Origin of the sequence: Rhodococcus sp. M8 (assembly GCF_015654185.1) — a bacterium.
Lineage (GTDB): Bacteria > Actinomycetota > Actinomycetes > Mycobacteriales > Mycobacteriaceae > Rhodococcus > Rhodococcus aetherivorans.
Genome location: NZ_CP064065.1, coordinates 1,790,394 through 1,805,560 on the forward strand (window position 1 = coordinate 1,790,394; position 15,167 = coordinate 1,805,560).

The 15,167-nt window shown below is 72.4% G+C and carries 1 protein-coding gene (only partly in view); it reads right to left on the reverse strand.

The annotated features are described in order from the left end of the window. A protein-coding gene (locus ISO16_RS08040) for a non-ribosomal peptide synthase/polyketide synthase (protein WP_195886193.1) crosses the window boundary here: on the reverse strand, nucleotides 1-15,167 show its 3' portion. 14,377 nt of this gene lie beyond the right edge of the window; 15,167 of the gene's 29,544 nt are visible here — the last part of the coding sequence; the start codon falls outside the window, past its right edge; it ends in the stop codon at nucleotides 1-3.

Consider the following 15,167-nt stretch of genomic DNA (forward strand, 5'->3'; position numbering starts at 1 on the left):
TCAGGCGACGACGACCCGATGGGCCGTGCGCCACCGCTCGAGCAGCTCCTCCGGCGCCCGATCGACCACGACCACCACCGCCAGATCCTCGAGCCCCCCGGGTTCGAGGGTGTCGAGCGCGTCGGCGGTCAGGTGGGCGTGGGTGACCCACTCGTCGTACAGGGCGGCGTCGAGTGCCTCCCCCGAGTCGGCGCCCTCGGGCACCACGACGACCGTCGCGCCGGTGGCCGTGACCAGCAGCGGCTCGAGCGCACCGGCCTCCGCCGCGGTCGACCCGACCGCGGCGCTGCGCGACTCGTAGGTCAGGCCGTACTGCTCGCGCAGCTCGCCGATCCGGTCGATCAGCTCGGCCTGGGTGAACGTGCGGGTCGCGGTGACCAGGGCCGGGCTCTCGGACCCGACGACCCGGAGCCGGTCCGCGTACGAGACGGGGTGTGCGGCCTGCGCCGCCTGCTCGGCGCGCAGCTGCTCGTCGTCGAGCGGCAGCCACGTGACGGTGCCGGGCAGGCCGGCGGTGAGTTCCGCCACGGTCAAGCCCAGCGTCACCCCTGCGGCGCCCGGCGCCCCGACGAACGGGCCGCCGGGATCGACCATCAGCAGGGCCGCGCCGGTCTTGGCGACCGCCCACTGCGCCACCACCGACTGCACCGACCGCGGGACGGCGACGGCGACGACGTCGCCGGTGCCGATGCCGCGCGCGATGAGCAGCCGCGCCAGCCGCGACGACCGCGCGTCCAGCTCGCGGTACGGCACCTCGGTGCCGTCGACGGCCACGGCCGGGGCTTCCGGATCCTCCTCGACCACGTGGGCCAGCACGGCGGCGAGCGTGCGGCCGGTGCTCGCGGCCGGAGCCTGCGCCGGCTCGGCCTCGGCGACGAGGTGTGCCCGCTCCGCGGCGTCCATGAGGTCGATGTCCCCCACCGCCGCCTGGGCGTCGGCCACGAAGGCGTCGAGGACCCGCACGAACCGCTGCGAGAGCACGGTCACCTCCGTCTCGTCGAAGTACCGCTCCAGGTACTTGAAGGTGAACACGATCTCCGACTGCGCGAGGGTGAGCAGCGTCAGCGGGTAGTGGGTCGCGTCGTCGAGCCGGACGTCCGTGACGGTCATGCCGTCGAGGTCCGTGGCGGCGGAGGACAGCGCGGCCCGGTCGATCGGGTACGACTCGAACACGAGCAGCGTGTCGAATCCGATCCGCCCGCCCGCCCGCTGCTGGATCTCGGTCAGACCCAGGTAGTGGTGGCCGAGCAGTTCCGCCTGCTGTGCCTGCACGCGGCGCAGCAGCTGCGCGACGGTCTCGTCGTCATCGGTGTCCACCCGCACCGGCAGGGTGTTGATGAACAGGCCGACCATCGACTCGACGCCGGGCAGCTCGGCCGGCCGGCCGGACACGGTGGCGCCGAAGGTCACGTCGGAGCGTCCCACGATCCGGCCGAGCAGCACCGCCCAGGCCGCCTGCACCAGGGTGTTCACGGTGACCCCGAGGCTCGCGGCCAGGGCGGTCACCGCCCCGGCGCGTTCCTCGTCGAACACCACGTGCACCGAGGAGATGGCGTCCGCGTCGGGATGCCGCACCGACGGGGCGAGGACGGTCGGCTCCTCGACGCCGGCGAGTGCCTTCGCCCACACCTCGAGCGACGCCTCCCGGTCCTGCTCCGCCAGCCACTCGAGGAACTCCCGGTAGGAGCGGACGGCCGGGAGCGCGGTGGTGTCCCCGTGCGTGACGTACAGCGCCATGAGGTCCTGCATGAGGACCGGCATGGACCAGCCGTCGAGCAGGATGTGGTGGACCGTCACCGCGAGCAGCGAGCGGCCCTCGGCCACGTCGACGAACAGGAACCGGATCAGCGGGGCGGTGCCGAGGTCGAAGCGCCGGACCTGCTCGTCGCGCAGGATGCGGGCCAGCTCGGCGTCGCGGGCGTCCTCGGCGAGGCCGCCGAGGTGCTCGTGCCGCCACTGCACGTCGACGTCACCCAGCACCAACTGCACGGGATCGCCGCTGTCGGTGACGAACACCGTCCGCAGGTTCGGGTACCGGTCCAGCAGCGCCTGCGCCGCGGCGCGCAGCCGCTCCGGATCGACCGCACCGCCGAGTTCGAGCACCGCCTGCATCGTGTAGACGTCCACGCTCGCCTCGGTCATGAGCGCGTGGAAGTGCAGACCCGCCTGCAGCGGCGACAGCGGCCACGCGTCGGTCACCGACGGGTACCGCGACTGCCACACGTCGAGGTCGTGCTGGGCGACCGACACGAGCGGCACGTCCGACGGGGTCAGGCCCCCGGCGCCCGGCTCGCGGACGTGGCGGGCCAGCGCAGCCAGGGCCTCATGCCAGTGCTGTGCCAGCTCCTCGATCTCCGAGCGCTCGACCACCCCGGCGGGGAAACCGAAGCGCGCCTCGAGCTGCGGGCCCTCCGGGCGGTACGACACGGTCGCCGCGACGTCGATCGTCGCGGTGACGGGCAGGCCGGCGGGGCGGACCGTGAGGTCGCCGAACGCATCGGCCGGCGCCCACGCGCCGCCCGGGACCGGCTCGCCGTAGTGGAACGCAACCTGCGGCCGCGGAGCGCCGAGCTCCCCGGCGGAATCGGGGTCGAGGTGCCGCAGCAGACCGAAGCCGGCACCACCGTCGGGCAGGGCCCGCAGCTGTTCCTTGACCGCCTTGACGGCGGCGCCCATCGCCGGTCCCCCGGCGAACGCGTCGTCGAGGTCGATTCCCTCGAACCCGGCACGGAACGGGAATACGGTGGTGAACCATCCGACGGTCCGGGACAGGTCGGCACCGGGGACCACGGCCGCGTCGCGTCCGTCCCCGTCCACCGCGAGCAGCGTGGACGTCTCGTCGATGCCCCGGTCCCGGCGCCACCGCACCAGCGCGAGGCCGAGCGCGGTGACCAGACCGTCGCGGACGGTGCCGTGGAACCGCTCGGGCACCGCGGTGAGCAGCGCCTCCGTGTCCGCGGCGGGGACGGTGCCGCGCACGTGCTCGACCGTGGCGCCGAGATCGACGGCCGGGTCGAGCGGGCGGTTCCCGATCGGGAAGTCCGGTCCGTCGAGGATCGAGCGCCACAGTGCGAGTTCCGTGCGGCGCTCGGGCCGGCCGGCCGCCTCGACCAGCCCGTGCGCCCAGCGGCGCAGGGAGGTACCGACCGGGGGCAGCACCACCGGGCGTCCGGCCGCGAGGGCGTCGTACGCGGCGGCCAGATCGTCGACCAGGATGCGCCAGGACGCGTCGTCGGCCACGAAACGGTGGGCGACGATCAGCAGCGTCTCGCCGCGCCCGTCGTCGATGCGGACGAACTGCACCATCCGGCCCGTGGCGGGGTCGAGTCGCTCGACGGCCGCCCCGAGGGCCCGCTCGGCGCGGGCCCGCACGTCGTCGGCCGCGTCCGTTGCCGGTTCCGCCTGCGCCAGCAGGGTTTCCGGGTCGACGGTGCCGGTGGCACGCACCCGCAGGGCGACGGCGCCGTCGGCGTCGTGCTCGACGATCGCACGCAGCGCGTCGTGATGGTCGACGAGCACGCCGATCGCCCCGGCCAGGGCATCGTGGTCGACGCCGGAGGGCAGGATCACCGCCGTGGCCACGGCGAGTCGTTCGACGTGGTCGGCGGCGTCGAGCGCGTCACGCATCGCCGGCGTCAGCGGGACGTCGCCGACACCGCCGCCGGGCAGTTCCGCGGGTGCACCCGCCCCACCGCCGGTGAGGGTGGCGACCTCCGCCAGACCCGCGACGGTCTTGCGTTCGAACACGTCCCGCGGGGTGAACACCACGCCGCGGGCCTTCGCGCGCGAGACCAGCTGGATCGAGACGATGCTGTCGCCGCCGAGGGCGAAGAAGTCGTCGTCGAGACCGACCTGTTCGAGACCGAGCACCTCGGCGAACACCCGCGCCACGGCCTCCTCCGTGACGGTGGTCGGGGCCCGGAACTCCCGGGCCTCGAACACCGGCGCCGGCAGCGCCTTGCGGTCGAGCTTGCCGTTGACGTTCAGTGGCAGCGCCTCGAGCACCACGAACGCCGCCGGCACCATGTACGACGGCAGGTCCCGCCCGAGTTGCGTGCTCACGTCGGCGACGTCGAGCACGACGCCGGGCTGCGGCACCACGTAGGCGATCGCCTGCGGTCCGACCCGGTCGTCCTCGCGGACGATCACCGCCACGTCCCGGATACCGTCGACGCCGCGCAGCGCGGCCTCGATCTCGCCGAGCTCGATGCGGAAACCGCGAATCTTGACCTGGAAGTCCGTGCGTCCGACGTACTCCAGGCGACCCGCTGGATCCCACCGCACCAGGTCACCGGTGCGGTAGAGCCGTTCGCCGTCCCCGAACGGCGAGGCGACGAACCGCTCCGCCGTCAGATCCGCCCGGCCGTGGTAGCCGCGCGCCAACTGCGCACCCGCCAGGTACAGCTCGCCGGGCACGCCGGCCGGGACCGGATTCAGCCGCGCGTCGAGCACGTACACCCGCGAATTCCACTCCGGGACACCGATCGGCACCGACACCCCGGTGGCGTCGTCGACCTCGTGGAAGGTCACCGACACCGCGGCCTCGGTCGGACCGTACAGGTTGTCCAACCGGGCCGTGTTGTGCGCCAGGAACCGTCGCGCCGTCGCCGCCGGCAACGCCTCACCGATCGCGAGCACCCGTCGCACCGACGCCGGGAGCCGGTCCTCGCCGTCGACGAGGAGCGTCTCGAGCATCGACGGCACCACGTGCAGGGTGGTCACGGACCGCTCCGCCGTCAGGGCGTTCAGATAGCCCGGGTCGCGGTGCCCGTCCGGCGCGGCGATCACCAACCGGCCACCGGAGACCAGCGCCGACCAGAACTCCCACACCGACAGATCGAACGTCGCCGCCGTCTTGAGCAACACCGCATCGTCGGCACCGAGCGCGTACTCCGCCCGCTTCCACACCAACTGGTTCACGATCGCCCCGTGCGGCACCGCCACACCCTTCGGCCGACCCGTCGAACCCGACGTGAAGATCACATACGCCGTGTTCGACGCCCGCAACGGCGCCAACCGCTCCGCATCGGTGACCGGAGCGTCCGACAGTTCGTCGAGGTCGAGGGTGTCGAGAGTGAGCGTCGGGATCGTCTGTCCCGGTACCACGAAGCCGTCGCGCTCGGTGGTCAGCACCACCACCGGAGCCGCGACCTCGAGAATGTACCCGGTCCGCTCCGCCGGCTGATCCGGATCCACCGGCACATACGCACCACCGGCCTTGGCCACGGCGTACATGCCCACCAGCAACTCGACCGACCGGCGCATCGCCAGCGCCACCGTCGACTCCGGCCCCACACCCAGCGCAACAAGCTGCCGCGCAAGACGATTGACCCGGGCATCGAACTCGCCGTAGGTGAGCGTCACACCCTCGAACACCAACGCCGGCGCGTCGGGAGCGCGCCGCACCTGCTCGTCGAACAGATCCACCAGCGTCGCCGGCCCCCCGACCGCACGAGCGGTCTCGTTCCACGCCTCGAGCACCCGCACCCGCTCGGCCACCTCGAGAATCTCGATATCCCCCAGAGCCACCGACGGATCCGCCACGACCGCCTCGAGCACCCGCACGAACCGCTCCGCGAACACCACGACGGTCGGCTCGTCGAACAGATCCGTGGCGTACGTGAGCACGCTCGTGATCCCCTCGGGGGCGCCGTCGTCGGCGTACCGGTCGGTGACCACGAGATGCAGGTCGAACTGCGAGGTCTGCAGGTCCGCGTCCACACCGGAGACGGTCAGTCCCGGCAGCTCGAGGCTCGTCGTCGCGAGGTTCTGGAACGACAGGCCCACCTGGAACAGCGGATGCCGCGCCGTCGACCGCTCCGGATTGAGCACCTCCACGAGCCGCTCGAACGGCACGTCGGCGTTCGCGAAGGCCTGCAGGTCCCGCTCCCGCGCCTGGTCGAGCAGGTCGGCGAAGGACTCGCCGGGCTCGACCCGGGTGCGGAAGACCAGCGTGTTGACGAACATGCCGATCAGATCGTCGAGTTCACGCTGACCGCGGCCGGCGATCGGCGTGCCGATCGCGATGTCGTCGGTGCCCGACAGCCGCGCGAGCAGCACCGCGAACGCGGCGTGGACGGCCATGAACAGCGTCGCCCCCCGGCCCCGCGCCAGCTCGACCAGTCGCCGGTGCAGGTCGGCGTCGATCGTGAAGTCGATCTTCCCGCCCGCGAAGGACTGCACCACCGGCCGCGGCCGGTCGGTCGGCAGATCCAGCTGGTCCGGCAGATCCGCCAGGGCCTGCTTCCAGTACGTCACCTGCTTCGCGGCCACCGACGCCGGGTCGTTCTCGTCGCCGAGCACCCGCCGCTGCCACAGGGCGTAGTCGGCGAACTGCACCGGCAGCGGTGCCCAGTCCGGAGCGTTCCCGGTCGAGCGGGCGACGTACGCCGCCACGAGATCGCGGGTGAGCGGCCCCATCGAGGAGCCGTCCGCCGAGATGTGGTGGACGACGAAGGCGACGATCATCTCGTCCTCGCCGACGGCGAACAACCGCACCCGGATCGGGGCCTCCGACGTCACGTCGAAGCCGGTGTAGGCCAGCTCGCGGATCCGATCGGCGACCTCGTCCCAGGTGGTGACGACCGGTGTCAGGTCCGGGACCACCGCCGTCACCGGCAGCACGACCTGGACCGCGCCGTCGTCGGTCTCCGGGTACGCCGTGCGCAGCACCTCGTGCCGGGTGAACACGTCCCGGATCGCGTCCTGCAGCGCCGCGACGTTCAACCGGCCCGACAGCCGCAGCGCCACCGGCAGGTTGTAGGCCGCCGACTCCGGGTCGAAGCGGTTGAGGAACCACATGCGCTGCTGAGCGAGCGAGAGCGGCACCCGTTCCGGCCGCGGCCCGGCCACCAGTGGCACGGAGCCGCCGGATCCGGCGTGCTGCTCGACGTGCGCCGCGAGCGCCTCGACCGTCGAGGCGTCGAACAGCACCCGCACCGGCACCCGCGAATCCAGCGCCGCACCCAGGCGCGCCACCAGCTGCGTGGCGATCAGCGAGTTACCGCCGAGCGCGAAGAAGTCGTCGTCGAGACCGACCCGGTCCACGCCGAGGACCTCGGCGAAGATGCCCGCGACGATCTCCTCGATCGGAGTCGTCGGGGCCCGGAACTCCCGCGCGGCGAACGTCGGCGCGGGCAGCGCCTTGCGATCGAGCTTGCCCGAGGTGTTCAGCGGGAACTCCGCGAGCACCACGATCGCCGCGGGCACCATGTACGACGGCAGCGTCCGCGTCACGAACGCGATCACCTCGCCCGCGTCCACCTCGTGGCCCGGCGCGGGAACGACATAGCCGGCGAGCTGGTCGCCGGTCGGGGTCGGCACCACCAGCACCGCGGCCTGGTTCACCGACTCGTGCGCCAGCAACGCCGTCTCGATCTCGCCGAGCTCGATGCGCTGACCGCGGAACTTCACCTGGAAGTCGGTGCGGCCGATGTACTCGAGTTCCCCGGTTTCGTTCCAGGTGACCAGGTCGCCGGTGCGATACATCCGCTCCCCCGGCGCCCCGAACGGGTTCGCGACGAACCGGTCGGAGGTCAGGTCCGGGCGGCGGACGTAGCCGCGGGCCAGCTGCACGCCCGCCAGATACAGCTCACCCGGGACCCCGACCGGCACCGGTCGCAGCCGGCCGTCGAGGACCAGCACCCGCACGTTCCACTCCGGGACGCCGATCGGCACCACGTCGACCGGTCCGGTGGCCGGCGCCTGCCAGAAGGTGGCCGACACCGCCGCTTCGGTCGGGCCGTAGAGGTTGTCGATCGCGGCCGTGCTGATGCGCCGCACGCCCTCGATCGTCTCCGGCGGCAGGGCCTCGCCGATCACGAAGATGTGCCGCAGCGTGGCGCACGACTCCCGGTCGACGTGGGCGGCGAACACCGTGAGCATGGACGGTACGAAGTCGGTGATCGTCACCTTCTCGCGGGCGATGACGTCCGCGACGTACACCGGGTCGCGGTGGCCGTCGGGTGTCGCCACGACCAGCTTCGCTCCCACGCTCAGCGGCATGAAGAAGCCCCACAGCGACACGTCGAACGTCGTGGCCGTCTTCTGCAGGTAGACGTCCTGCGCCGTCATCTCGAACTCGTCGAGCATCCACGCCGTCTGGTTGACGATGGCGCGGTGCGTGACGGCGACGCCCTTGGGCCGGCCGGTCGAGCCGGACGTGAAGATGGCGTAGGCCGTGTTGTCCGGGCGCAGCGGCGCACGCCGGTCCCGGTCGGTGACGGGCGCGTCCGAGACCGCCGACAGATCCAGCTCGTCGACGAGGACGGCGTCGACGGTGAGCCCGTCGGGAACGGTGAACTCGTCGCGGGCGGTCGTGACGATGCACACCGGGTCGGCCGTGTCGAGGATGTGCCGGACACGGTCGACCGGGTGATCCGGATCGATCGGCACCCATGCGCCGCCGGCCTCGACGATCGCGTACATGCCCACCAGCAGGTCGAACGACCGCCGGATCGCCAGGCCCACCAGGGACTCCGGCCCCACCCCCTGCGAGATCAGGTGCCGCGCGAGGCGATTGACGCGGGCGCCGAACTCGGCGTACGTCAGCTCGGCACCTTCGTAGGCCAGCGCCACCGCGTCCGGGGTGCGCCGGGCCTGCGCCTCGAACCGAGACAGGAGCAGTTCGGTGCCGTCGAGGGCGTGGTCCGAGTCGTTCCACCCGTGCAGGATCTGCTCGAGTTCGGCCGCGTCGAGCAGATCGACGTCGCCGACGGGCAGCGCCGGCTGCTGTGCGATCGCTTCGAGGACCCGCACGAACCGCGACAGCAGCGTCTCGACCTGCTGCACGTCGAACAGCCTGCGCTGGTAGCGCAGGTCGAGTTCCATGCCGGATCCGACATGGATGAACAGGCTCAGCGGGTAGTGGGTGGCGTCGTTCGTGCCGACGCCGGTGACCGACATGCCGTCGATCGACGCCGCCTGGTCGGCCAGGCCCTTCTCGTCGAGCGGGTAGGACTCGAACACCGTGAGGGTGTCGAACGCCACGGTCGGCCCGGCGACCCGCTGGATCTCGGTGAGACCCAGATGATGGTGTTCGAGCAACTCGGCCTGCTCCTGCTGCAGGCGCTGCAGGAACCGCTCGATCGGCTCCTGCGGATCGAACGTCACCCGCACCGGCAGGGTGTTGATGAACAGGCCCACCATCGACTCCACGCCGGGCAGGTCCGCCGGCCGGCCCGACACGGTGGCGCCGAAGACGACGTCGTCGCGTCCGGTCGACCGGCCGAGCAGCACGCCCCACGCCGCCTGGACGAGGGTGTTGACGGTGACGCCGAGCCGGGCCGCGGCCGAGGCGATCTCGGCCGTGCGGGCGTCGTCGAGCAGCAGCCGCACGCGGTCGGCGCCCTCGGCGCCGGGGTGCCGGTCGGTCGCCGGGGCGAGCAGCGTCGGCTCCTCGAACCCGTCGAGCACCCGGGCCCACGTGGCGCGGGAGGCGTCGAGGTCACGCTCGGCGACCCACGCCAGGAACGACCGGTAGGAGCGGGCCCGCGGCAGCGGCGACGCATCCCCGCGGGTGGCGTACAGCATCATCATGTCCTGCATCAGCAGCGGCATCGACCAGCCGTCGATGAGGATGTGATGCACGGTCACGCCGAGCTGGTAGCGGCCGTCGCCGAGCGACGCGAGGACGAACCGGATCAGCGGCGCCTCGTCCATCGCGAACCGGCGCGCCTGCTCCTCCCGCCAGAACGGGACCGTCGCGCGCACGCCCTCGGCGGCGACGAGCTGCGACAGGTCGGCCTCACGCCACGGCACCCGCACGTCGGAGAGCACCACCTGCACCGGGGCACCGGCGGCGTCGGTGACGAACACCGTCCGCAGGTTCGGGTACCGGTCGAGCAGCGCCTGCGCCGCACCGCGCAGCCGCTGCGGATCGACCACGCCGTCGAGGTCGAGCACGGCCTGGATCGTGTAGACGTCCACGCTGGATTCGTCCATGAGGGCGTGGAACAGCAGGCCCGACTGCAGCGGGGACAGCGGCCATACGTCGGTCGCCGACGGGAAGCGCGCCTCCCACGCCTCGAGGTCCTGCTGGGTCACCGACACGAGCGGCACGTCCGACGGGGTCAGGCCGCCGGCGCCGGGCTCGCTCGCGTACCGGGCCAGCGCCGCGAGCGCGTCCACCCAGTAGGCGGCGAGGGACTCGATCTCGTCCGGGCCGAGAAGGCCGGTCGGGAAGGCGAATCCGGCCGCGAGCTGCGGTCCGTCCGCACCGTCGGACACGATCGCGTTGATGTCGACGACGGCGTTGGCGGGCATGTCCGCGTCGAGGGCGGCGTCGACCCCACCGAGCGCGTCCGTCGGAACCCAGCCGATCGCGGCGAGTTCCTCGGGCACGTCCGCGGCGGACACTCGGCCGAGGTAGTTGAAGCTCACCTGCGGCTGGGTGGTGTATGCGGACAGGATCTGCGAGCCGACCGGATCGAGGTGGCGCAGCAGGCCGTAGCCCATGCCCTTGTCCGGGATCGCCAGGAGCTGTTCCTTGACGGCCTTGACGGCGGATCCCATGGCGGTGCCGCCGGCGAAGGCGTCGTCGACGTCGATGCCGGTCAGGTCCACCCGCACGGGATGCGCGCTGGTGAACCAGCCGACGGTGCGGGACAGGTCCGCACCCGGCACGACCGACTCCTCGCGGCCGTGACCCTCGAACTTCAGCAGCGCGGACGTCGCGTCGACGCCGCGGTCGCGCCGCCACCGGGTCAGCGCCAGGCCGAGCGCGGCGATGAGCCCGTCGTTGACGCTGCCGTGGAACAGCGCGGGCACCGCGGTCAGCAGCGCCTCGGTGTCGGCCGCGGGGATGTTCACGTCGAGACGCTGCACGGTCGACGCGACGTCGACCGCCGGGTCGAACGCGCGGCCGCCGAGCAGCGGGTCCGGCCCGTCGAGCACCGACCGCCACAGCTCCAGCTCCGCCCGGCGTTCGGGCGCGCGCGCGGCGTCCACCAGACCGTGGGCCCAGCGGCGCAGCGACGTGCCGACCGGCGGCAGCGCGACGTCCTGTCCCGCCGCCACCTGGCCCCACGCGACGGCGAGGTCGGGCAGCAGGATTCGCCAGGAGACGCCGTCGACCACGAGATGGTGGGCGACGACGAGCAGCACGCCGGGGCGTTCGCCGGGTCCGAAGTCGAACCACACGAACCGCAGCACCCGTCCCTCGGTGGGCGCGAGCCGGTCGAGCGCGGCGTCGAGCTCGCGCGACGCGACCGCGGTGAGCGCGGCGGCGTCGATGTCGGCGGGCACCTCGACGCGGGTGACGAGTTCGTCGGCGTCGACCGTGCCCGCGGCACGCACCCGCAGCACGGGAGCGCCGTCGGCGTCGTGCTCGAGGATCGACCGCAGCGCGTCGTGGTGGTCGACGACGGCGCCGATGGTGCGCACCAGCACGTCCCGGTCGATGTCCTTCGGCAGCGTCACCGCCACGGACTGGGAGAAGCGGTCGAACCCGCCACCCCAGCCGAGCACCTCGCGCATGATCGGCGTGAGCGGCACCTCGCCGACGCCGCCGCCGGGCAGTTCCTTCAGCCCGCCGGGGCCCTCGCCCGCGGTGGTGCGGGTCGCGACCTCGGCGAGACCGGCGACCGACCGGCGCTCGAACACGTCACGCGGCGTGAACACGACGCCGCGGGCCTTGGCGCGCGAGACCAGCTGGATGGAGACGATGCTGTCGCCCCCGAGCGCAAAGAACGACTCGTCGACGCCGACCCGGTCGAGGCGCAGCACCTCGGCGAACACCTCGGCGATGATCTCCTCGAGATCATTGCTCGCGGCCCGGAATTCGCGCTCCTCGAGCTCCGGTTCGGGCAGCGCGTCGCGATCGAGCTTGCCGACAGGGGTCAGCGGGATCTTGTCGAGCACGACGAGCGCGGAGGGCACCATGTGTGCCGGCAGCGAGCGGCCGACGAACTCGGTCAGCGCGGCGGTGTCGATCGTCGCGCCCGCCTTCGGCAGCACGTAGGAGACGAGCACGGTGCCGCCGGAGGGCGTCGTGCGGCCCAGCGTGGCCGCGAACTCCACGGTCTCGTGGGACGTCAGCGCCGAGTCGATCTCGCCGAGTTCGATGCGGAAACCGCGCACCTTGACCTGGAAGTCGCTGCGCCCGACGAACTCGAGTTCGAGCCGGTCGTCGTCCATGACGCGCCAGCGCACCATGTCGCCGGTGCGGTACATCCGCCCGCCGTCCGCCGTGAACGGATCGGCGACGAACCGTTCCGAGGTGAGCACCGTGCGCCGGTGGTAGCCGCGGGCGAGGGCGGCACCCGACAGGTACAGCTCACCCGCGACACCCACGGGGACGGGCCGCAGCCGCGAGTCGAGGACGAGGGCGGTCGTGCCGCGCACGGGGCCGCCGATCGTGATCGGATCCCCGGGCCGCACGTGCGCATAGGTGGAGATGACCGTCGCCTCGGTCGGGCCGTAGCCGTTGAGCAGCGTGCGGCCGGGCGCCCACCGGTTCACCAGCTCCGGCGGCAGGGCCTCACCACCGACGACGACCACCTCGAGGCTGTCGAGGCCCTCGGGGTCGACGGTGCCGATCACCGCGGGGGTGATGATCGTGTGGGTGGGGCGTTCGGTGCGGAACAGTTCCGCGAGGTCGGGGCCGCCGATGATCGTCGACGGCACGACGACCAGCGTCGCGCCCTGGGAGAACGCCGCGATCCACTCCATCACCGACGGGTCGAAGCTCGGCGACATGATGTGCAGGAACCGCGAGCGGGACGTCAGGCCGTAAAGATCGATGATCGTGTCCAGCAGCCCACCGAGGCCGGTGTGGGTGACCACGACGCCCTTGGGCCGGCCCGTCGAACCCGACGTGTAGATCAGGTAGGCAGGGTGCTGCGGGCGCAGCGGCCGGACGCGGTCGGCGTCAGTGATCGGTGCCGACGAGCGGGCCGCGACGTCCGGTGCGAGACCGGGATCGTCGACGACCAGCCACTCGGCGTCGTCGGGCAGGCCGGCCCGGTGTGCGGTTCCCGTGATACCCAGGGCCGCACGGGAATCGGAGAGCATGTAGCGCACGCGCTCCGGCGGGTACGACGGATCGACCGGCACGTGTGCGGCGCCGGCCTTCGCCACCGCCCACACCGCACGGACCATGTCGTAGGAGCGCGGGAACGCCACGGCGACGATGTTCTCAGGGCCTACGCCGCGCTCGACCAGCAGCCGCGCGAGCCGGGACGAGTCCTCGTCGAGCTCGCGGTAGGTGATCGACCGTCCCTCGTACCGCACGGCGGTGGCGTCCGGGTCGAGGGACGCGCCGGCCGTGAGGAGGTCGGCGAGGGTTCCGCCGCTGACGACGTCGGTGCCGCGGACGTGGGTCAGCCGCTCGAGCTCGTGCGGCGCGAGCAGCGGCAGGTCACCGACGGGCAGGGCCGGGTCGGCCAACGCCGCGTCGAGGAGGTGCGCGAAGCGGGCGGCGAACCCCTCGACGGTGCCGGCGTCGAACAGGGACCGCGCGTAGGAGAACTCGGCGGAGATCCCGTCCGGTCCGCCCTCGGTGGTGGTGTGCTCCCGCAGGGTCAGTGCGAGGTCGAACTTGGCGCTGTCCACGTCGAACGGCACCGTGGACACACTCAGCTCGGGCAGCTCGAGTCCGGTCTCGGGGAGGTTCTCGAACGACATGGCGACCTGGAACAGCGGGTGCCGGGCCGTGGACCGCTCGGGGTTGAGGATCTCGACGAGCCGCTCGAACGGAAGATCCGCGTGGGCGAACGCCTCGAGATCGCTCTCGCGGATGCGCCCGAGATGCTCGGCGAACCCGGCGTCGGCGTCGATGTGGCTGCGCAGCACCAGGGTGTTGACGAACATGCCGATCATCTCGTCGAGTTCGGCCTCACCGCGGCCGGCGATCGGCGTGCCGATCGCGATGTCGTCGGCGGCGGACATGCGCGCGAGGAACACCGCGAGGGCGGTGTGCATGACCATGAACAGCGTCGTGCCGCTGCGCCGGGCGAGGTCGGCGGCCTGCCGGTGGGTGGCCGCCTCGATGCGGAACTCGACCGTGCCGCCCTCGAAGGCCTGCACCGACGGCCGCGGCCGGTCGGTGGGCAGGTTCAGCTCGTCGGGCAGGCCGGCGAGCGTCCGCTTCCAGTAGTCGGCCTGCGCGGAGACGAGGCTGTCCGGATCGTCCTCCGATCCCAGGACCTGCCGCTGCCACAGCGCGTAGTCCGCGTACTGCACCGGTAGCGGCGCCCGGTCCGGTTCGTGCCCCGCCGCGCGCGCGACGTAGGCGATCATCACGTCCCGCGTCAGCGGTGCCATGGACCAACCGTCGGCACTGATGTGGTGCGCGACGAACACCAGCACATGGTCGTCGCCGGCGATCCGGAAGAGCTTGGCGCGCAGGGGGATCTCTTCGGTGACGTCGAAGCCGGCGGAGACCACCTCGGTGACCCGGGCGACGAGGTCGGCCTCGGACACCGGTTCGGGCGTGAGATCGGGTGCGGCCTCGGCGACCGGGAGGATCACCTGGAAGGCGTGCCCGTCGGACTCCGGGTAGACGGTGCGCAGCACCTCGTGCCGGGCGACGACGTCGCGCACCGCGGCCCGCATGGCGTCCACGTCGAGCGTTCCGGTCAGCCGGACCGCCACCGGGATGTTATTGACCGCCGACCCGGTGTCGAAGCGGTTGAGGAACCACATGCGCTGCTGCGCCAGCGACAGCGGGATCCGGTCCGGCCGCGGCTGCGGCACCAGCGGCGGACGACCGCCCCCGCCGGCGTGCTGCTCGACCGCGACGGCGAGGGCCTCGACCGTGGGCGCCTCGAAGACGACCCGGACGGGGATCTTCGCGTCGAGCGCGGCCCCCATGCGGGAGACCACCTGGGTGGCGAGCAGCGAGTTGCCGCCGAGCTCGAAGAAGTCGTCGTCGACGCCGACCCGGGCGAGGCCGAGCACCTCGGCGAACACGCCCGCGACGATCTCCTCGACGGGGGTGCTCGGAGCGCGGAACTGCCGCGCCTCGAACACCGGTTCCGGCAGCGCCTTGCGGTCGAGCTTGCCGTTGACGTTCAGCGGCAGCGCCTCGAGCACCACGAACGCCGCCGGCACCATGTACGACGGCAACGCGCCGGCGAGCCCGGACTTCACGTGCGCGATGTCGAGCACCGCGCCCGTCTCCGGAACCAGGTACGCCACGAGCTGCGTGCCCGCCCGGTCGTCCTCCC